The 19,119-nt window shown below is 46.0% G+C and carries 13 protein-coding genes and 2 pseudogenes; 7 read left to right on the plus strand and 8 right to left on the minus strand.

Translation table 11 applies throughout. The annotated features are described in order from the left end of the window. Positions 1-2 precede the first annotated feature (2 nt). The 5 genes from AS151_RS13110 to fbp all read right to left on the minus strand — a co-directional run bounded on the left by AS151_RS13110 (position 3) and on the right by fbp (position 6,204). On the minus strand, positions 3-578 hold the full coding sequence (locus AS151_RS13110) for a transposase (protein ID WP_071517515.1): 576 nt from the start codon (positions 576-578) through the stop codon (positions 3-5). 301 nt (positions 579-879) lie between these two features. Further along, complete coding sequence (gene opcA, locus AS151_RS13115; protein WP_071517516.1) at positions 880-2,208, minus strand: glucose-6-phosphate dehydrogenase assembly protein OpcA; 1,329 nt, start codon at positions 2,206-2,208, stop codon at positions 880-882. A gap of 64 nt (positions 2,209-2,272) precedes the next feature. Beyond that, the gene (gene zwf, locus AS151_RS13120; protein ID WP_071517517.1) at positions 2,273-3,802 is read right to left on the minus strand and encodes a glucose-6-phosphate dehydrogenase; all 1,530 of its coding nucleotides are present in this window, start codon (positions 3,800-3,802) and stop codon (positions 2,273-2,275) included. Positions 3,803-3,926: 124 nt separating this feature from the next. Beyond that, complete coding sequence (gene tal, locus AS151_RS13125) at positions 3,927-5,066, minus strand: transaldolase (RefSeq protein ID WP_071517527.1); 1,140 nt, start codon at positions 5,064-5,066, stop codon at positions 3,927-3,929. Between the two features lie 91 nt (positions 5,067-5,157). Then, a complete protein-coding gene (fbp, locus tag AS151_RS13130) occupies positions 5,158-6,204 on the minus strand; it encodes a class 1 fructose-bisphosphatase (RefSeq protein WP_071517518.1) in 1,047 nt (348 codons plus the stop codon). A gap of 611 nt (positions 6,205-6,815) precedes the next feature. On the opposite strand from fbp, the gene AS151_RS13135 reads away from it, so the two are divergent. Next, positions 6,816-7,031 (plus strand): hypothetical protein, encoded by a 216-nt coding sequence (locus AS151_RS13135; protein WP_084639572.1) that lies wholly within the window; start codon positions 6,816-6,818, stop codon positions 7,029-7,031. Between the two features lie 37 nt (positions 7,032-7,068). On the opposite strand, the gene AS151_RS13140 is transcribed toward AS151_RS13135, so the two are convergent. After that, positions 7,069-7,677, minus strand: coding sequence for a DUF4126 domain-containing protein (locus AS151_RS13140; RefSeq protein ID WP_084639573.1), 609 nt, complete (start codon positions 7,675-7,677; stop codon positions 7,069-7,071). 1,555 nt (positions 7,678-9,232) lie between these two features. Then, positions 9,233-9,398 (minus strand): annotated as a pseudogene (locus tag AS151_RS22825) (ISAs1 family transposase); the annotation flags it as partial. A gap of 137 nt (positions 9,399-9,535) precedes the next feature. Between AS151_RS22825 and AS151_RS13150 the strand changes: the two are divergent. The 4 genes from AS151_RS13150 to hisS all read left to right on the plus strand — a co-directional run bounded on the left by AS151_RS13150 (position 9,536) and on the right by hisS (position 15,430). Next, positions 9,536-11,365 (plus strand): hypothetical protein, encoded by a 1,830-nt coding sequence (locus AS151_RS13150; protein ID WP_139240651.1) that lies wholly within the window; start codon positions 9,536-9,538, stop codon positions 11,363-11,365. A 203-nt stretch (positions 11,366-11,568) separates the two neighbouring features. Further along, a complete protein-coding gene (locus AS151_RS13155) occupies positions 11,569-12,528 on the plus strand; it encodes a J domain-containing protein (RefSeq protein WP_084639575.1) in 960 nt (319 codons plus the stop codon). A 92-nt stretch (positions 12,529-12,620) separates the two neighbouring features. Next, entirely contained in the window at positions 12,621-13,574 is a 954-nt protein-coding gene (gene egtD / locus AS151_RS13160) for an L-histidine N(alpha)-methyltransferase (RefSeq protein ID WP_071517522.1), read from the plus strand. A 449-nt stretch (positions 13,575-14,023) separates the two neighbouring features. Beyond that, the gene (gene hisS / locus AS151_RS13165) at positions 14,024-15,430 is read left to right on the plus strand and encodes a histidine--tRNA ligase (protein ID WP_071517523.1); all 1,407 of its coding nucleotides are present in this window, start codon (positions 14,024-14,026) and stop codon (positions 15,428-15,430) included. 100 nt (positions 15,431-15,530) lie between these two features. Here hisS and AS151_RS13170 read toward each other — a convergent pair whose 3' ends face one another. Continuing rightward, a complete protein-coding gene (locus tag AS151_RS13170; RefSeq protein ID WP_071517524.1) occupies positions 15,531-16,541 on the minus strand; it encodes a phosphoribulokinase in 1,011 nt (336 codons plus the stop codon). A 994-nt stretch (positions 16,542-17,535) separates the two neighbouring features. Between AS151_RS13170 and AS151_RS13180 the strand changes: the two genes are divergently transcribed. Further along, positions 17,536-18,750, plus strand: a complete 1,215-nt coding sequence (locus tag AS151_RS13180; protein ID WP_071517526.1) for a ferredoxin-NADP reductase — start codon at positions 17,536-17,538, stop codon at positions 18,748-18,750. 97 nt (positions 18,751-18,847) lie between these two features. Next, positions 18,848-19,033: pseudogene (locus AS151_RS13185) on the plus strand (EVE domain-containing protein); the annotation flags it as partial. Positions 19,034-19,119: the final 86 nt, after the last annotated feature.

Raw genomic sequence — 19,119 nt, forward strand, 5'->3', positions numbered from 1 at the left:
CCTTATTCTCGGATAAAATATTCAATGGTTTTAAAATCAAATTTCTGTGATGTATTCCCCGATACCGGACATCCCCAATCCCTTGAATAGTAACCAAGTTTGACCCATCGATGAAAACTGGAATGCTTCCACTGATGGGGATAGGATACGTAACCGTGTTTGACGGGATTGTAGTGAATATAATCCAAACATTGGTTGAGTTCGGTTTCATTCCGAATTGTATGTTCCCAAAAACGACGCTGCCAAACATCGCTTTCTCGATGCTTGCGTCTGGATGCCGAACCGCTTCTGACTGAAACGCTTTCCCCAAATTGGTAGCGGGTAAATAAGACTTTGAGACGACCGACGCGCCGTGAAAAATTCGCATCTCCTAGGGGAAGTTTCCAAATAAAATGTAGGTGGTCTGGCAAGACGACGGCTGCAATAATATCAAAAGGCATTTCCTGTTTTACTTGAGCGATCGCTTTTCGTAAATTCTCCACGCGATCGCTATTTTCAAACAAAGGTTTTCTCTGGTAAGTAACCATTGTTAAAAAGAAAGTACCGCCGGGAATCCAAGCACGCCGATAGTTTGCCATGTCTAGCTTTGATGTATTGGGGAAATATAATCTATAATTTTAGCTGGTTGCTGCAACTTTTCGATCGAATTTTTACAAACAATCAAGAAATGATAATTGTAGGGTGGGCAATGCCCACCCTACTGATTTAACTTAATTTGAGAATATCCGCCGTTAGGGACAAACTTTCTTCGTAGAGTAGGAGCGCATCTAGGCTAAAATTGTGGGTCATGTAATGGCTAGATAGAAATTTTAGCGATCGCTTTACCTACCAAATTAAAATAGACGTGCTAGTAGGGTGGGCAATGCCCACCCTACTGATTTAACTTAATTTGAGAATATCCGCCGTTACGGATAAACTTTCTTCGTAGAGAATCTCGCGACCCCAACGTTGCAACTGCTGCGCCATGAGGGATTCTGCTTTTTGGTCGGAAAGGGAACTAACTTGTTCGGTTCGGCAGGATTGCGCGCTGCCGCCGGCTTCCATCCTCATGCAACCGGTGGTTTCGGAACAGAGAATGGTACAGCAATCAGCTTGGGGATTGGTGGAGTTGAGACGCAAGGCAATCAAATCACCGGGAATCTCTCCCCAGTCGGCTGTGGGAATGGCAGCGAGTTCGGCTTCGATTTCTCTGCCATTCGGTCCTTGGAAATAAACTCGTTTGAGGTCGTAGTCGCCGCCTTCATGGGTATAAGAAACTGGTTTCCAATCCAAGCGGCTGGCTAACCATCCCAAAAACATCCATCCTTGCGCGGCATTGCCCTTTTCATAATCAATGGTAACGCGATCGAGTTCTCCCAAAGCAGCGCGACGTTCTGGCGGATCGAAGGTAGCGGCGGTGAGTTCCTGCCAGGGAGACAGGCGATGCCAGTTGAGGTCGGCAACGTAGGTTTCCTCGTCGATGAGTTCTTGGATTTTGAGAAATTCGGATTCCGGATCGCTGAAGTAACTAGAATCGAGAATAATACAGTTACAGGATTGGGAAAGTTTTTGGAATAGATTCTGTTCGGGGTTGGGAGTGGCTTTCCACCAGATGAAACGGGGAAGTTCCGGCATCATCAAAGAAGACACCAGGTCGCCAACCCGTTCTAAAGCATCTTTACTGCCGCGCAGGGTAATATATTCGCAGCAAATTAAATTGCTACCACTGCTGTTTTTTTGCAAAGGACAGTAGACAGAAACTTGCGCGGTGACGCCTTCATCTTCTCCCAGGGTAGGACACAGGCTGATAATCCGACAGGGATTTTGCGCAGCGATCGCTTCTCCTATACTAAACCCGCGATAATCGGGATTGCTAGGTTGCCGCTGTTCGGGAGGCAGGGTACTCACCACTTCCCGCAATTTCGCCAAAGTCAGTGGGTCCACACGACCCGTTACTCGTAGATTGTAGGCTTTCTGCGCTTCTCGAATGGCGGTTTTGGTCAGTTGACCGTGAACCCCGTCAATAGCACCATCGTAGAAATCCAAAGCTGCCAGCAACTGCTGAAATTCTTCCGGTTCGTACACCACCATACTAAACGTGGTCGCGCGAGAAGCCACCGGCGCTTCTTTGCCGCCGTTTTGCGTCCGCCAAATTTTACTTAATTCGGCTTCAATTTCGTCCAGAGAAATATCCGTCGGCTGCTGTAGCGTTACTAATGGAGTAGTCATAGATGAAATTCCTTATCGCCAAGACGACAAAACATCAAAAAAACCGTTCTTCAATAAGCTTTGTTCACAACCGCCGCCAGCGACGTCCATCGCGATTGAGTAACAGTTCTGCTTCCACCGGTTCCCAGGTACCGGCTTCGTACAGGGGAATGCTTTCCGGTGGCGCTGGCGCATCCCAAGCTTGCAACAAGGGAGTGAGAATTCGCCAGGAAGCTTCCACTTCATCTCCCCGGGTAAACAAAGTTTGGTCCCCTAACATGCAATCAATCAGCAGCCGGCTGTAAGCATCGGTATTGGCTTGACCGAAGGCGGTATCGTAGCGAAAATCCATATCCACCGAACGAGTTCGCAGGGAAGTACCGGGAGTTTTCACTTCAAAACGCATGGAAATGCCTTCGTTGGGTTGAATCCGCATGGCCAAAACGTTGCGGTTGACCTGTTTGGCTGCCGATTGGAACATCATGTAGGGCACTTCTTTAAAGTGGATGGCAATTTCTGTAAATTTTTTGGGCATGCGTTTGCCAGTACGCAGGTAAAACGGTACCCCTTTCCAGCGCCAGTTATCGACAAAGAGTTTTAAGGCAGCATAAGTAGGGGTCGTGGAGTTGGGATCGGCCCCTTCTTCTTCGCGGTAGGCAGGAACGTGTTTGCCATCCATCCAGCCACGGGTATACTGACCCCGAACTGCTGATAGCTCTAAATTTTCTAAATCGGCCAAGTGGGTAGCTTGGACAACTTTGACTTTTTCATTGCGAATGCTATCAGCATCTAAGGAGTTGGGGGGTTCCATGGTGGTGAGGGAAAACAGTTGCATGAGGTGGTTTTGCACCATATCCCGCAGCGCACCGGCGGTTTCGTAATATCCCGCGCGTCCTTCCAAACCCACTTTTTCGGCGACGGTGATTTGAACGTGGTCTACGAACTGGCGGTTCCACAGTGGTTCAAAAATGGCGTTGGCAAAGCGGAACACCAGTAGGTTTTGGACGGTTTCTTTCCCCAAATAGTGGTCGATGCGGTAAATTTGTTCTTCGCTGGCTACCTGACGCACGACTTGGTTGAGTCTTTGTGCGGAACTCAGATCGCGACCGAAGGGTTTTTCGATGACCAAACGATGGGAAGTGGGGTCTTTCAGCATACCGGCGGCTCCCAATTGCTGGGCCGCTTCTGGGAAGAAACGGGGCGCCACTGATAAATAAAAGACGCGGTTGCCACGGGTTCCTCGTTTTTCGTCGAGTTCGCTCAGGAAAGATTTGAGGTTTTTATAACTTTCGGGGTCGTCGATGTTACCGGAGTGATAAAACAATCCCTGGGCAAATTCTTTCCATGTTTCTTCCGAACCCAGACCGCCGCCGTACTGTTCGATGCCTTCGCGCATGCGATCGCGGAAATAATCGTGGCTCCAATCCCGCCGCGCCACCCCCACAATAGTAAGTTCTGGCGGCAGTTTGCGTTCTAAGCGCATTTGGTACAAAGCCGGCACCAGTTTGCGCTGGGTCAAATCCCCGGATGCCCCAAAAATCACCAAAATTTGCGGTTCTGGAATCCGGTCTTGTTGCAATCCTACCCGAAGGGGATTTTCTTGCATTGTTACCATGGCTTGCTTGTTTGAGTCTTTCTCTTACTGGATGGGGAAGAGGGGGAGGAGTGGGAAGAGGGGGAGGAGGGGGAAGAAAGGAAATTATCAATACTTCTCCCATACTCCCCTTTTGCCATACCTATTAGGCAGGCGTGAGCTTGTTAACTTTTTCTTCTAGGGACTGCATCAAGGATTGATAGGGTTCGACGAATTTGTCAATCCCTTCTTGTAACAGTTCTTCCATAACCTTATCTAGGTCAATGCCTAGTTCGGGCAACCGCTGCATGATTTGCTGGGCTGTTTCCAGATCGCGTTCGATGGGATCGCCGCTGACCGTACAGTGGTCGAAGCAAGCTTCGATGGTTTTGGGGGGTAGGGTGTTGATGGTGTTGGCACCGATGAGTTCGTCGACGTACATGACGTCGCTGTATTCGGGGTTTTTGGTGCTGGTGCTTGCCCACAGCAGCCGTTGAATGTTGGCACCTTTTTCGGCGAGGGCTTTCCAGCGATCGCTTTGGACGATTTCCTTATATTTCTGATAGGCAATTTTGGCATTGGCGATCGCAACTTTGCCCTTATACTGACGCAGTTCTTCTTTTTGCTGTTCGTCGTTGGTTTGTTCGATGGCGGCATCGAGTTTCTTGTCTACTTTGGCATCGATGCGGCTAATAAAGAAACTAGCCACCGAAGCAATTTTGCTAATATCTTCGCCGTTGGCTGCTCGTTTTTCTAAACCACGAATGTAGGCCCAAGCTGTTTCTACGTAGCTCTGTACCGAAAACAGTAGGGTAATATTCACATTAATACCAGCAGCAATGACTTCTTCCACCGCTGCCAACCCTTCCGGCGTTCCCGGAATTTTAATCATGACGTTGTCGCGACCGATATCCCGGAAATAGCGTTTGGCTTCTTCGATGCTGTTTTCCGTATCCCGTGCCAAATCCGGGGGCAACTCAATACTAACGTAACCATCCATACCACCGGTGCGATCGTAAATGGGACGGAAGGCATCGCAAGCATCGCGAATATCCTTAAATACCAAGGATTCGTAAATTTCCTGCACGGATTTGCCAGCCTTAGCGCCAGCTTCGATATCGGTATCGTATACTTGGTTACCAGCGATCGCTTTTTCAAAAATCGCCGGATTGGAGGTAATCCCCAGCAATCCCCGTTCTTCGATGGCTTTTTGCAACTGACCGGACTCGATTAAATCCCGGCTGAGGTTGTCCATCCAAATACTTTGACCGTATTGTTCGATATCTAGCAAGCGATTGTCACTCATAGTGCCTATCCTTAAGTAGTGTTCAATTTCTGCAAACGGTTGGCCTCGGATACCAATTTCCATTTTACTGGTATCCTCACCAATCCCATGTTTACTTGGTAACAGCCTCTTGACTGGCGCGTGTCCCTTGCTGGACAAAAGATTCTACCAACGCCACGTTTTCCTTACTTCCTATTATCAAAGGTGTACGTTCGTGTAGTTTTTCGGGAACCACATCCAAAATTTCCGTCTCACCCGTACTTGCACGACCACCTGCCTGTTCTACCAAAAACGCCAAAGGTGCCGTTTCGTACAGCAGACGCAGCTTTCCTTGGGGTTTTTTCACCGTACCGGGATACAAAAACACGCCCCCTTGGTATAAAATACGATGAAAATCCGATACCAACGCACCACTGTACCGTGCCGTGTATCCCTCTTGTTCGTGGACGTAGCGGATATAATCCCGAACGGATTCATCCCATTGCCAGAAATTGCCTTCGTTGACGCTGTAGGTAGAACTGCTTTCGGGAATTTGGATATTCTCCCGAGAAAGGATAAATTCTCCCAAACTGGGGTCTAAGGCAAAGGCATGAACCCCCGTTCCCAGGGAATAAACGAACATGGTGCTGGGTCCGTATAAAATATATCCTGCTGCTAGTTGCTTGCGACCGTTTTGCAGTAAATCCCGTGCCTGACCATCTTCATCCATTCCTTCTTGCTGGCGGATGGAGAAAATCGAGCCAATATTGAGGTTAATATCGGAGTTGGAAGAACCGTCAACGGGGTCGTACAGAAGGCTATAGCGTCCAATGGGGCAGTTTTCGGGAATGTAGTAGGGTTTGTCCATTTCTTCGGAAGCCAAGCGGCATACCAAACCGCTTTGTTCAAACACGGAAATGAAAACCCGATTGGCATATTCGTCGATTTTTTTGACCGATTCTCCCTGAACGTTGGTACTGCCAGTAAATCCTAAAACCCCTTCCATCAAGCCAGCACTGCTGAGGTGGCGGGCAATTAATTTACCTGCCAACGCCAGGCGACCCATAATGGCGCTTAAATCCTGTGCCTCGGGACCAAAACTTTGTAGTTGCTGCAAGACGTGGCGAGATAGCGTCATGCAGTCCCTATCGAGGGAGTATTTTTGTCCGGTATTGACCATAATGTTTGTTTTCCTCCCGGAGTCAATTCGCTACAGTTACCGCAACTGCCGATTGTTACCGGCAAAATTGGCAACAGAGGAGCCATGGGGGAGTTTTCCTGAAGAATATTGAGAGATGTTTTTGTCCGGTTTCTATTTTCTATCCTAAAGAAGCTTATCTGTTGGCGGAAAAAGTTTTAGGGAAATTAAAGAAACCGGAATTGACTGTATAAATGCTTAAAGCGCGTTGCCGCTAGCCTAGGTGGGAAACTTGGCAAAAATACATTGCGAGTGGTACGCGAATGCGATTTTTCGTGAGTATTTATGCTGGTTTTCTCAAGAACAGCTGTGGGCGTAGAAACGACAACTCGATCTCCTCACAAGCGATTATAACGTACGATTCGCCCATTTTGACTGCCTCCAGAGTGTTGGCAAGATGCGATCGCATTCTGTACGATCTCTATTTTCTGGGGAATGAAGAGGAACAGCGAATCTATGTTTAAAATTGACTGTTCTCCTTCTGAGAAAATTTTCAGAAAATTCGTACCAAATCTTTAGTAAAATTTAAGTTTTCATGTTCCCCAGATAGCGTAAAATTCCTATTTTTTGTATTTGGTCTTAACGTTTTGCTTATGAATTTAATTCTTTTGGTAGCCGCTTTGGTGGTTTCTTGGTTGGTGCTAACCTGGTTGTTGCAGGTAGCGCAAATGGCGTTTAAAAAAGCCCTCGCCATTGCCGCCATTGTACTTATTTTACAAATTGGATTTGGCATTGGTCCACAACAACTTCTCGACCAAATCCTACAACTACCGCAATTGATAGAAAACCTACTCACCGGACAAACTTAAGCGCGATCGCTTCCTAACTTTTGTGACGACATTGGTTCTAGGAATCTTGGCCAGAAGACCGATGGCGACGTTTCCTAGTTTTTGTCCGCACCGAACCCGTATCTGCTCCCACATACCAGCGATACCAAGCCTTAGAACTGCGAATTGCCAGCCAAAGCAACAATAAAGCAATCAATCCACCTTCCTTGGGAGCATCAAAAGCAAACAAAACCAAAGAAAAACAAAGACCATCTTGGATAAAAATTAGCCATAGAGGCAATCCCCGCAAGCGGAAAAACCATCCCATTTGGACCAATTGCAGCACCAAAGCCAGCAATCCGCCTACAATGCCAATCAACCAAACCAACCATTGGGGGGAATCCGCCGTAGAAGCGATCGCTATACTCATCACAGCCCCCACCAAGGGACTAAACAAAAATTGAACGATTTGTAATGCCCTTTGCCCCAACCGTTTTTTAGAAGCAAACAATTCAAATAAGGACCAACTAACCAAAACCCCCACCACCAATCGCGGCGGCAGGGCATTCAAAAGCGGTACTTGCGACCACAAGCGATCGCTTTGCAGCAAACCAATTAACAACAAAGGGAGGGCAATCCGGAATCCAGCAGCAGCAGCGCCAGATAAAGCAGCTAAAACTTCAATCATAAGAACGATTTATTTACTTGTACCAAGTCATATGAAATTCTGCTGTAAACCTATGGAGAAGAACCCCGTGTAAGTCACACTTGCTAAGGGAGACAGCGACCCAACGGAGGAGCTCAGGGCATCGCAGCCGGGGGTCTGAGAGCGATTCAATCTATTCAAACGAATTTCATATTAGAAATCAATTGAGATTTTGTAGTAACGCATCTAGGCTAAAATAGTAGGTAAAGCATGAGGATAAATCCATTATCAATCCCAGTCTCAAATATACAGTTTATCTAAACGCCTCAACAATGAGAAAACTTGAGTCGTTTAACTGGGAATGGTTCTGCTCCGGCTAAAAAAATTTTGTATGCTCAGGTTTTGCTCATAGCTGACCAAGACATCCTCAAGAGCGTTGGAAAGATACCCAAATTGGGGAAGCTTTGGAGTTGCACGTGAACACAGTGTCCAGAATTCAGAAGAACTTCGTTTGATTTGGCTGGCAAGCAGTAGGGAGGTTCACGCGTTCACTGGTTTCAACTGAAGGCTGGAATGCCCCACACTTGGTAGAATTGAATATCCTTTTCTGGCTGTCATTTTCGTTGGCGTTTAACGAGTCCGAACAATTTCGGATCGTCGGTTAAATACTCGACAAGAGTAGAGGTTGTACCTGCAAGATAAACACGTGCATAATGATAACAACCGCGAAGCACCATTTCTTTAGAAATCTTTTCTAAAGGTTCTTTGAAAGCAACAACCACTTCAGCACAAATGGAATTGAGAATCGTATAAAAAATCCAGGTAGCATATAAATCTGAACTTGTACACCATTGCAGTCTTGGTCCCAAAAATAAGACAAACCTAACAAACATTTCGTAATTGCAAAAACATTTTCAACACGCCAGCGACGGCGGTAGAGTTCCACCACCAGATGAGCAGGAAGAATATCTGGGTTGCGAACATTGGTTAAATAGTTGTACCATGGTCCATTTCACAAAACAGAAACTAGACGTAGGGGATGATGGCAAGAATTGTAATGATATATACCTAATTTCACAATTTCATCTCGATACCTTTGAGTTTGGGATAGGGTTTTGACTAAGTAATAGACGGCTTTTCACGCAGACGAGTCACAAAAAATTTTTTGTTCCCTAAAGTTTTTCAACAAATGGGTTAGCTCGCTTCAGCTGTTCACCCTGCGATTAACTAACGTTAACACCACCGCCACCATGACTGGCAAGGTTAATAAACGGTATCTCATGAGCTGACCATGAGTGTCTTGTTGACCTTTGAGGGTTTTGAAGGCGGCTGGAGTGAGACTCTTGAAAAAAGTTGCTCGATTTCTTCAATCTCAGGAGCTGGTACCTGGCAGCGACGTCGCAAATCTGGATTGCCATTTGGGTAGGAACGACGATGACCCATGGGTCATTTCCTCACTTATTGGTTATACTTTCAGTTTACTCCTTTTGGCTTCTTCTAGATCCGTTAAGTTGAAACCAGGACTCACGCGTTACGCCCCTACAAAAATACACCGTTTATTTATTGCAAACTTTTAAAGAAATGGTATTACGTTTAGCGTTTTACTATCAATGGCTATCACGTGAGCTTCTAGTTGCTGTGCCACTGCTGTTACCCACTCGCGAAAGCTGAATTCTAGTTGTTCTGGATCCAATTGGGCGAAAACGCGACGAAAAGTATCTTTAAGAAGGAATTGGAATTCCTTGCGGTAGCTCTAAAAATGTATTACCCTATTTTTGTAGTAAAGTCGAATGGTGATTTTCTACTGGGGATACTCGCATAAAATTGCGTCATCTCGATCCACGATTTGAGCCTAGAAAGGTAGTTTGACTTGCGTAAATCCCATAAATAGGTGGTTATTATGAGCTTAAGTAAATTATTATTTGCGGCTACTAGCTGTCAAATCGATGGTGAAACCAAGCAAGGAATCGTTTTAGCGATCGCATATGATGGTTATGAATTAGAAGCTGCCTACTTTTCGGATGATGATTCCGAGTTTCACTTTTGCTTTCAACCCAAGGTCGTGCTGAATCTTCATACTTATGATGACACTTATTATGGCTTTGCGAGCCCACCTTGGAAGTATCCTGACTTAAAAGAGTTGTTCGACTTTATAACGACACAATCCAAAGCCGCTTATTGGGGAACTTGGGTTCCTGAGAGCGCAATCATTCAAGGAGAAGCTACGCAAGCAATCCACACATTAAAGAAGTTCGTATCTAGAGTTTTACAGGCAATTCACGAAAAATCGAAACAGGATATTGAAGCATTAAAACAATTAACCCAAAGAGCAGAAGAATTTAAGGAAAGAGCCATTCAAATCGCCCAAAATCTTCAGCGAGAGGGCATAGATGTACGAGGGATTTTTACACAATTAGGTCGATGGGTTGTTGAGCAAACAATTGTCGCTACCCTTGAACTGCTTCCAGCAGACTGGCTGATATATTTAATTCAGGTAATTCGAGGAATCGACCAACAGAAAGCCCAACAGGAAGTTTTCGATTTACAAACAGAACATCCCGACGAAGCTCCCAGACAAATTGCCAGTCGCCTTATCCAAAATAAAGCTGTTTCCCTGGTTATCGATGAAACTGCCGGCGAAGTTTCAGAATATATTTTAGAAGGGGACAAAGAAGTACAAGTTGACTGGTATGCCAGCAACTATGCCCTGCAAGAGTTAATTTATCAAATCGGGGTTTGTTATGGTTTTCGAGAACTCGATCTTTACGAACAACTGGCTATCTTTGCTACAATTTACGCCAAACAAAAACTAAATTTGAGTTTTTTGGAAAACACGCCATTTGATTCTTTGGGTGGTCAGGTAACGATTAATGCTACCCTGAATTTCATCTCTTTCTACGCTATTGGTTATACCGCTCGAACCTACTATCAGTTGAAAACTGCTTTCCGAGGCAGTGTTTTTGAGTCCGAACAGAAATATAAAAAATTTAGCTATAATTTAGACATCTACATAAACCAGCAAGTTAGCGAACAAGACGAAATCAGCAATGTAGTTCGGGAAACCGTAGAGTTAAGCCAAGAGTTTGCGGAAATAGAACAAGAGGAAGAAGAAGCGGTTGCATCCCCAGTTCCAGAACCCCGTAAGGAAGAAAAAATCGCCCCACCGATTCAAAAACCTGACCAAATCGAACAATTTCGAGCTACAGGGGTATTGATAGCTTCTTGGCAGCCTGAAGAAGAAAATAATCGTTCGGGAGTATTGGTAACCCCTGATGGCTATGAGTTTCCTACGGTCATAGTTTCCCCAAATTGGTCACCCAGTCAGGAAGATTGCCATACACTTGCTGCTTGGAATATTTGGATAGAAAACTATTCTAAGGGTAAACTATCTTTTGGCTTGAAAGGTTTTCTCCACTATCCAGCAGGAGATATTAGTAGTCCAGATAATTTAATGGATCGCTTCTCGATTCGAGGTCTGATTGAGTACTGGAATGAAGAAGAAAATTTGGTGAAAGTAACTGTCGATGCTCAGAAAAACGAAACGCACAAAACAAGGACATCTCGCCAACAAATCCAACCTTTACATGTAGACCTATACGGACATTTACCCAATCTGCAAAAAGGAGCATTTTGGGAAATAGAAGCAACGCGAACAAAGAAATATTTGACCATTCTAAGGGGTAAAGAGGTATTTTCCCCGGATAGTCCGGAAAATCCCAGGCACAAATAGTGGGAAGATAGACAAAAATACTGGCGTTGTTGGCGATATCGCTAGTAGCAACTCCTAGCCATCCTCCTTGCGAAACTGGAACTCGCTTCTGGGGGGATGGTAGGCAAGGGCAAAAAATTCCCGGCTAGAGACAAGCGATCGCGATTGCCGATGCGCTACATTGGGAATGATAGCAATGGGAAAGTTAAAATAAAGGGAAAATCGTGACTCTGTCCTTTCAGATAGAACGCGGATTATTTGCTTTCGACGTTACCGACCATCACGCCATTTTGGGCATTCCCATGGATGCGTCGATGGGAGAAGTACGCAAGCGATATATCAAACTGGCGCGATTGCTACACCCGGATAGCTGTAAAGCCACGACGCCAGAAAAGCAACAACGAGCCATGCAGTTGTTTTCCAAATTGGTTAACCCGGCGTACAATACGCTGGTTAGCGATAGCAACTACGCCGAACACAAGATTTTGTTGCGTACCGTTTCCGAACGAACCCAGCAAGATTCCCCACAAATTACCTGGCAGTGGGAACCTGCCCAAAAATTGTTATCGGCTTCCCAGTGGGAAAATGACTACAAGCAAGCCATTGACGAACTAGCTGGCGAACAGTATCAAGACGTGGAGGCAGCTGTCGATACCATCGCCAAACTGAGCGAGTTAAATTTAGCTTATCTGATCCGTCAAGCCCAGACCACCACCAGCTATCCTTACCAAGGTACACAAAGCCAAGCTGCCAGTTCAGCAACTGGTAGCCAATCCAGTCACTCTTCGGCAGAAACCGCTTCTACTTCTGAGCCTGGGTCTTATGCCGATCGCTACTGTACCAGAGCCGAAGAACTCATCGCTAGCAATAGCTTGGATATGGCGAAGAAAGAACTGCAAGACGCCATTAAGCTAGACCCCAACCATGCCTACAGCCACGCTTTGCTAGGCAGCGTTTACTTAAAACAAAACCAACTAACTGTCGCCAAAGTTCATATCAACAAAGCCTTACAGCTTCACCCCCAACAAAGCAAAGCACTAGAGGCGAAGAAAAAATTAGACCGCTTGCAGGGGAAATCTACTGGCAAATCAGGCTCTAGCAAATCATCAAAGCCAGCCAAAGGCAAGAAAGGCAAATCTGATGGGGGATTGTTTGGCGGTCTGTTTGGCGGTAAGAAAAAATAAGCGATCGCCAAATCCAAGACAACTTTTTTCCAGCCGTGGTAGGATAGGAGCCGCCGTTAAAGGGAGCGGGGGTTTCTTCTACCCGAATTTACATGGAGAAGTTGAACTTTTACGACTTTCAACCCAAACCAGCCAATTTCCACGATGAGGTAATTCGCGGTTTGTCGCAACCGCAAAAAGGAATTGCCCCAAAATTTTTTTATGACAAGCGTGGTTCGGAACTGTTCGATCGAATTTGCGAAGTAGAAGAATACTATCCCACGCGAACAGAGGTCAGCCTGCTGCAGCAATACAGCCGCGAAATTGCCCAGTTGGTTGGGGAAAATGTCCTTTTAATTGAATACGGTAGCGGCAACAGTTCTAAGGTAAGAATTCTGCTCGATGCTTTTGCCAAACCAGCGGCGTATATGCCCATCGATATTTCTAAAGAACATATGATGCAGGCAACGGCGGAATTGGCTCAAAGCTATCCAGACTTAAATATTGTAGCTGTTTGTGCCGATTATACGCAAGATTTTTCTTTGCCAGCTACAGCAGCGAGGAAACGGTTTATTTTCTTTCCCGGTAGTACCATCGGCAATTTAGAACCGACAGCGGCGGTCAATCTGCTGCAAAAGGCTTGTCAAAAACTAACATCAGGAGATGCCATGTTAGTGGGAGCCGATTTAAAAAAAGACTCCAAACGCCTAGAAGCTGCCTACAATGACGCTGAAGGCGTAACGGCAGCTTTTAATTTAAATTTATTGACGCGAATTAACCGAGAACTACAGGGAAATTTCGATCTAAATGCTTTCAAACACTATGCATTTTACAATCCTGAATTCGGTAGAATTGAAATGCATCTGAAAAGTTTGGAAAACCAAAAAGTGCAAATCGGCGATCGCGAGTTTTCTTTTGATAAAGGAGAAACTATTCACACGGAAAGTTCCTACAAATACAGTCCGGAAGAATTTCAAGAATTGGCCCGCAAAGCTGGTTTTGTTCCCAGCAAAGTGTGGACCGATTCGGAACGTTTGTTTAGCTTGCATTATTTAAACGTTCCTTAGGGTTTCTTAGACCTTGCTCGAAGCATCTGGGTGGCAACAGCAATCTCTTCCCCACGACCCAGATGCTACCTGTTTTGGGAAAATTTGGGTGGAAGCGATCGCTTGTGCTAGCATAGATTTCATGTGGAATCCACACCGTCGAGACCCGATAGGTAAAATCGAAGAAGAGCCCTCTGTAGTCCCCATTGTCAAAGGGGACGGTTAACCAGATTTGGTATTCGTTTTTCACCAGCCAGCTTCTCCCAATTGGAATGGGTATTTTCGCTGGGTTGATAACAAGCATCTTCAGTTCCTCCCGGCTTATCAAAATTCCCTGGCTACCCAGAAGGATTTGGTTCCATTGCCACCGTATCTTTAGTATTTCTTGATGAATTGAGTGCCCATCCCGCTATCTTCTTTTTTTTTAGCCAATAACTGTCATTGTTCGTTCGATTTCTATTGAAAAAATTATGGGTAAAAACGACAAAATTAATATCTCTTGTCCGAGTGGCTTTCCAGAGTTTCTCCCACAGGAAAAACGCCTGGAACTGTACTTAACCGATACCATTCGCCAAGTTTTTGAACGCTATGGATTTACCCCCATTGAAACACCAGCGGTAGAACGTTTGGATGTATTGCAAGCCAAAGGAAACCAGGGGGATAACATTATTTATAGCTTGCATCCAGTGCTACCACCAGCGCGGCAAGCAGAAAAAGAACAAGCAGGCGACGACAGCGACAGTTCCTCCGAAGCCAGGGGATTGAAATTCGACCAAACCGTTCCCCTCGCTGCTTATATTGCCCGCCATTTGAACGAATTGAGCTTTCCGTTTGCACGGTATCAAATGGATACCGTCTTTCGCGGGGAACGCGCCAAAGATGGTCGCTATCGCCAATTTCGCCAGTGCGATATTGACGTAGTAGGTCGAGGGAAACTCAGCCTGCTATACGACGCGCAAGTGCCAGCAATTATTGCCGAAATTTTTAGTGCCATTGATATCGGCGAGTTTAAAATTCGCATTAACAATCGCAAAGTTCTAACCGGATTTTTTGCTGCCATTGGTGTAGCTGAAGACAAAATTACGGCATGCGTACGAATTATCGATGCAGCAGAGAAAATTGGTCGCGAACAAGTTAAAAAATCTCTAGCAGATTTAGATTTATCTGAAGCACAAATTCAGAAAATTATTGATTTCACCGAAATTGATGGTTCTCCTGATGAAGTTTTGCAGTCTCTGCAAAAAATGCAGTCGCAGTTGGAAAATACAGAAGTTTTAAACAGCGGCATTGAAGAACTGCAAACTGTGGTTAAAGGGGTACGTAGTTTGGGCGTTTCGGAAGAACGTTTTTGCCTTGACCTAGCGATCGCGCGGGGATTGGATTATTATACAGGTACGGTTTACGAAACCACCCTCATCGGCCATGAAAATTTAGGCAGCATTTGCTCTGGTGGTCGTTACGACGATTTGGTCGGCATGTTTGTGGGAGAACAAATGCCTGGGGTGGGCATTTCCATTGGCTTAACCCGTCTCATCAACCGTTTAATTCGCGCCGATATTTTACATCCCCTATCTCCCACACCAGCGCAAGTCATGGTATTGAACATGCAGGAAGACTTGATGCCCTTGTATCTAGAAGTATCGCAAAAGTTGCGTCAAGCCGGTCTCAAAGTTATCACCAACTTCGAGCAACGAGCGGTTAAAAAACAATTTCAACAAGCCAACAAATTGCAGATTCCTTTCTGCGTTATTATTGGTTCCGAGGAAGCAGCCAACCGCCAATGCGGCTTGAAAGATTTAACCTCCGGCGAACAAACAGACGTTTCCCTAGACGAGTTGCCGCAAACCATCCAGCAAAAACTACAACTTGCCCAATAATCGTTCCCCAGCAAAACAAAAGCGAGAGATGCCGCCATCCCTCGCTTGTATTTTTTTTCTAGAATTTTGAAGTTAATTGCAGGGCAACTGCAACTTGTGGTTAGGCTTGGGAAGTAGCTGCTACCTTGGCTTCTTTAGAAGTCAGGGATTCGTACATGGCACGCATTTGCAGTCCCACCAAAAGCTGGAACAGACCGGTACCGTTGTTGGAGCCGGGATATTCCTTGTGTTGTAGCAACAAGTGGGTCAATTCGCCGTAGTACTTGGTGGAAGTGTTGCTCAGGTGACCTTCAATGTAAATGAGCTCTTCCAGTTTTTCAAACTGACCATCCACTTCGAGAACGGAAACTTCGTGACCGTAATAGCTATCCGGACCGTAGTACATGCGGATGCCGGGATAGGAACAGGTCAGCTTGCGACCGCAGGGAATCCAGTGAATGGTGGAGCCTTCGTCGAATAGGTACACCGGATCCAAGTTTTCTTTGCCATACCGTTGGATCATGCGTACCCGCAAAATCTTACGTTCCTTATCGTCGGGAATTAAGTTGGTAGGTAATACCTCAATGGTGACATCGGCGTGTTGTTTTTGCGGTTCGATGTATGCCTCAAAATCGGGACGACGAGCTTCAATGGAAGCCAACACGTCATCGTAAGTGTGGCCCCTTTCTGCCATATCCCGTTGTAATTTCCAAGCGATTTTCACTTCATCGCTGATATCCAGGTAAACGCTGAAGTCTAGCAAGGAGCGCACCCGCTCGTCGTACATGGGGTGCAATCCTTCGATGACAACCACGTGGTTGGGTTCTATTCTTTCCGGTGGGTCGATGCAGCCGGTTTCGTGGTTGTAGATGGGTTTGTCAATCGCCTGACCGTTTTTGAGCGCTTTGACTTGTTCGTACATCAAGTCAAAGTTGTTGGCTTTGGGGTTTAGCGCAGTGACCTTGGCTTCCTTGCGCTGCTTGCGGTCCAGGCTGTGGTAGTCATCCAAGCAGATGACCGTCATGAATTCTTTACCGAACAGGTCGGCCAACCTTTTCAGGAAGGTTGATTTGCCGCATCCAGAATCTCCAGCTACGCCAATTAAGACCACGCGATCCGGCTTATTTATCATAGAGAGACCTCTTACAACAAAACAAAGTATGGTTTACTTACAAAATTTGGAGCCAGCTAGATCGGTTTTTGCCCAGATCGGGTTGCTGGCTCGAACTGGATTTATGCTATCGGTAGGGAAGGGCGATATTGTTTCCCCTACGCGAAATATGGCACCAGCTAGCAAGCAAAAAATTAACACTCTTCCAACGGCAATGGAGGAGTTGGGACAATTTTGCTTTCTCGGGGAGTTTAAAAATGGGGAAATCCCATTCTGGGGAAATTATGACCCCGAGCCAGCGTAGTTTCGTCCTGGTGGACGTACTGCAAAAACCAATTTCAAGGAGATATCTTAGCGATCGCTGCGGTTGGTAGCAAGCGACGGCTACTTATTAAGTAATTTATACTACCTTGTGCTCGAAAATTCTACCAGAAGCCGGGAGTTTTCACAAGGTGTGGGGATCGCTGGTGCTGCAGCCACCGGGTATAGCGAGCTAAAGGAGATGGAAACATAAATTTTTGTTACCCTTTCAATTCTTCCCCGCCTCCCATTTCCCCACAAATCTCCCACCAACCACGAGGCATTTCCGAGACAATGTTACGGTAAGTAAAGAGAAGCGAGCGGGAATTGCTTGCTGCTTGCTCGGTTGGTTGGCGAAAACTAGCAAACAGACCAGCGAGTTGCACCACCATCCGGTTAAAATAACGAAAGTGGTTTCGTTGTTGGTGGATGTGGGAGGCAACACAGCGAGGACTCGGGAGCTGGCAGTAAAGCTTTCCCAGCCACTTTCTAGGAATCTTTGCTGCAGCTAGCCACTGGTAGCTTCTAGTAAACCATGGGAACATCCAACTAGAAGATGGCAATTTCTTGACAAAAGTCTAGATGCTTTTGACGTTCTCGCCGTGACTGACCAACCAGATCCAATGCCATAAAAAACGCTCGCGATTTGATTCGAGCGATTGTTTCTGTCTGCAATAGCGAAAAGCATTCATAATTAGGAGGTTTTCAAGCGCCGATGTACATGAAAAGTCCAGTAAATGTTACTGGGAACACAGAATACGGTAGTCGCTGTTTTGTATATGAAGTCGTAGGGCTGCGTCAAAATCCAGAAACCGATAAAACCAACTATCCCATTCGTCGTAGCGGCAGCACATTCATTACGGTGCCCTACCACCGCATGAACGAAGAGATGCGCCGCATTACACGCATGGGAGGCAAAATTGTTAGCATTAAACCTGTGGGCAACGGCGTTCAGGGGAACGGAAACTCCCAAGCTGCAGCCAAATCTCAGCCTGCTCAAGCAGATACCAAGGGCAAATCCATGACCCAGGCCAAAAAGTCTGACAAGAAAAACGATATTCCCACGAATATCTACAAACCAAAACAACCTCTCATCGGCAAATGCATTCGCAATGAAGAATTGGTAAAAGAAGGTGGTTCGGGTACGGTACGCCATCTGGTCTTTGACATTGCTAACAGCGACCTGAGGTATTTGGAAGGACAAAGTATTGGCATCATTCCTCCCGGTACCGACGATAAAGGAAAACCCCACAAACTTCGTTTGTATTCCATTGCTTCTACCCGTCACGGCGACACCAAAGACGACAATACCGTATCTTTGTGCGTGCGCCAGCTAGAGTACCAGCATCCAGAAACGGGAGAAACGGTTTACGGGGTTTGCTCTTCCTACTTGTGCAACCTGGAAACCGGTGCCGATGTGAAAATTACCGGTCCGGTGGGCAAAAACATGCTGCTGCCCGATGATGAAAATGCCAACATTATCATGATGGCGACCGGTACTGGCATTGCTCCGTTCCGTGCTTATCTGGAGCGGATGTTTAAAGAACACCACGAAGACTACAAGTTTAACGGATTTGCTTGGCTCTTCTTCGGTATTCCCTATACACAAAATATCCTGTACAAGGAAGAACTGGAAGAAATGCAGCAGCAGTATCCCGACAACTTCCGCTTGACCTATGCCATCAGCCGCGAACAGAAGAACAAAGAAGGTGGCAAGATGTATATCCAACACCGCATTGCCGAACACGCGCAGGAGTTGTGGGAGTTGATTCAACAACCCAATACCCACACCTACATCTGCGGTTTGAAAGGTATGGAAGATGGCATTGACAAAGGCATGTCGGAAGTAACTGCCCAACAAGGCATTGACTGGGCGGATTATCAGAAGCAAATGAAGAAAGAAGGTCGCTGGCACGTAGAAACTTACTAATCCATCCAACGCCAGGCACCATTTTGATTCGCTTGCTGGGGATATGGGGGGTTGGTTCCAGACCTCCTGTATGCCTTGGCAAGCAATGATTTTGGTTATGAATTATTGGCTGCTCAAATCCGAACCGCAAACCTATAGCATTACCGATTTGCAACAAGAAAGTCGTGCAATTTGGGATGGGGTGCGAAACTACCAGGCGCGCAATTTTTTGCGGCAAATGCAGTTGGGCGATCGCGCTTTTTTCTACCATTCCAACATCAAGCCACCCGGTATTGTAGGATTGGCAGACTAACCCAATCACTGGACAAAAATTGACATTCGTGTCGATTGCGTTCGGTTAGTCCAGCCTTGGTCTCGTAGCAGACTCCG

It is taken from the genome of Geitlerinema sp. PCC 9228 (assembly GCF_001870905.1).
GTDB lineage: Bacteria > Cyanobacteriota > Cyanobacteriia > Cyanobacteriales > PCC-9228 > PCC-9228.

Coding starts and splice junctions, on each gene's coding strand:
- egtD (WP_071517522.1), top strand. CDS start 12,621: ATGGAGAAGTTGAACTTTTACGACTTTCAACCCAAACCAGCCAATTTC.
- opcA (WP_071517516.1), bottom strand. CDS start 2,208: ATGACTACTCCATTAGTAACGCTACAGCAGCCGACGGATATTTCTCTG.
- tal (WP_071517527.1), bottom strand. CDS start 5,066: ATGAGTGACAATCGCTTGCTAGATATCGAACAATACGGTCAAAGTATT.
- AS151_RS13140 (WP_084639573.1), bottom strand. CDS start 7,677: ATGATTGAAGTTTTAGCTGCTTTATCTGGCGCTGCTGCTGCTGGATTC.
- hisS (WP_071517523.1), top strand. CDS start 14,024: ATGGGTAAAAACGACAAAATTAATATCTCTTGTCCGAGTGGCTTTCCA.
- AS151_RS13170 (WP_071517524.1), bottom strand. CDS start 16,541: ATGATAAATAAGCCGGATCGCGTGGTCTTAATTGGCGTAGCTGGAGAT.
- zwf (WP_071517517.1), bottom strand. CDS start 3,802: ATGGTAACAATGCAAGAAAATCCCCTTCGGGTAGGATTGCAACAAGAC.
- AS151_RS13110 (WP_071517515.1), bottom strand. CDS start 578: ATGGCAAACTATCGGCGTGCTTGGATTCCCGGCGGTACTTTCTTTTTA.
- fbp (WP_071517518.1), bottom strand. CDS start 6,204: ATGGTCAATACCGGACAAAAATACTCCCTCGATAGGGACTGCATGACG.
- AS151_RS13135 (WP_084639572.1), top strand. CDS start 6,816: ATGAATTTAATTCTTTTGGTAGCCGCTTTGGTGGTTTCTTGGTTGGTG.
- AS151_RS13150 (WP_139240651.1), top strand. CDS start 9,536: ATGAGCTTAAGTAAATTATTATTTGCGGCTACTAGCTGTCAAATCGAT.
- AS151_RS13180 (WP_071517526.1), top strand. CDS start 17,536: ATGTACATGAAAAGTCCAGTAAATGTTACTGGGAACACAGAATACGGT.